A 1,451-nucleotide genomic window follows, 5' to 3' on the forward strand; every position below is an offset into this window, starting at 1 on the left:
GTGGTGCCGGGTGTGGTGCCGGGTGTGGTGCCGGGTGTGGTGTCGGGTGTGGTGCCGTGGGTGGTGTCGGGGCGTGGTGAGGGGGCGTTGCGGGCTCAGGCGTCGCGGCTGGCCGAGTATGTCGATGCCCGGCCGGAGGTGTCGGTGGAGGATGTCGGGTTGGCGCTGGTGCGTGGGCGGGCGGTCTTCGAGGATCGTGCGGTGGTTGTGGGCGCGGGCCGGGAGGAGTTGCTGAGCGGTCTGCGGTCGTTGGCGGCGGGGGAGCCTGGTGCCGGGGTGGTGTCGGGTTCGGTGTCGGGTTCGGTGTCGGGTTCGGTGTCGGGTTCGGTGTCGGGCCGGGTGTCGGGTCGGGTGTCGGGTCGGGTGTCGGGTCGGGGGGATGCGGTGCTGGTGTTTCCGGGTCAGGGGTCGCAGTGGGCGGGGATGGGGGTGGAGTTGGCGCAGGCGTCGCCGGTGTTCGCGGCTCGGTTGGAGGAGTGTTTCGCCGAGATCGGGCGGTGGGTGGATTGGGATCCGGCTCGGGTGCTGGGTGATGTGGGTGGGTCGGGGCTGGGGTCGATCGAGAGGTTGCAGCCGGTTGCTTTCGCGGTGGGGGTTGCGCTGGCGGGGTTGTGGGAGTCGGTCGGTGTTCGTCCTGGTGCGGTGGTGGGTCATTCGCAGGGTGAGGTGGCGGCGGCGTGTGTGGCGGGGGTGTTGTCGCTGGCTGATGCGGTGCGGGTGGTGGTGTTGCGTAGCCGGTTGTTCGCTGCGCAGTTGTGGGGGCGTGGTGCGATCGCGGCGGTGGGGTTGCCTGCTGGTGTGGTGGGTGAGCGGCTGGCTTTGCTGGGTGCGGGGTTGGAGGTGAGTGCGGACAACGGGCCTGGCTCGTGTGCGGTGGCGGGGCCGGTTCAGGCGTTGGAGGAGTTGGTGGAGCGTCTGCGGGGTGAGGGGGTGCGGGCGCGGGTGATCGCGACGACGGTGGCTTCGCATTCGGTGATGGTGGAGCCGTTGCGTGAGCAGTTGCTTCAGATGCTGGGCTCGATCAGGCCTGGGGTGGGGCGGGTGCCGTTCTATTCGACGGTGACCGGTGGGGTGCTGGCCGGTTCGGAGCTGGGGGCGGGTTATTGGTTCGCCAACGCGCGCCGGCCGGTGGATTTCCAGGGTGCGGTGCGGGCGTTGCTGGCTGATGGCCGTTCGGCGTTCATCGAGGCGAGCCCGCATCCGGTGTTGACGATGGCGGTGCAGGACATTTTGGACGCGGTCGGCTCGCCGGGGGTGGCGGTGGGGTCGTTGCGGCGGGGTGAGGGCGGCCCGGATCGGTTCCTGCGTTCGGTGGGTGAGGCGTTCACCGCGGGTGTCGCCGTGGACTGGGAACGCCTCCTCACCACCACCACCGGCGCAGGCGCAGGCGCAAGCGCAAGCGCAAGCGCAAGCGCAAGCGCAGGCACCGGCGCAGGCACCGGCGCAGGCAC

The 1,451-nt window shown here is 70.8% G+C and carries 1 protein-coding gene; it reads left to right on the top strand.

The genetic code is table 11. The annotated features are described in order from the left end of the window. The coding region (locus ACTMTI_RS56810) for an acyltransferase domain-containing protein (RefSeq protein WP_441129399.1) at positions 1-1,451 on the top strand (1,451 nt) is incomplete at both ends.

Origin of the sequence: Nonomuraea sp. H19, assembly GCF_052068215.1 — a bacterium.
Classification (GTDB): domain Bacteria; phylum Actinomycetota; class Actinomycetes; order Streptosporangiales; family Streptosporangiaceae; genus Nonomuraea.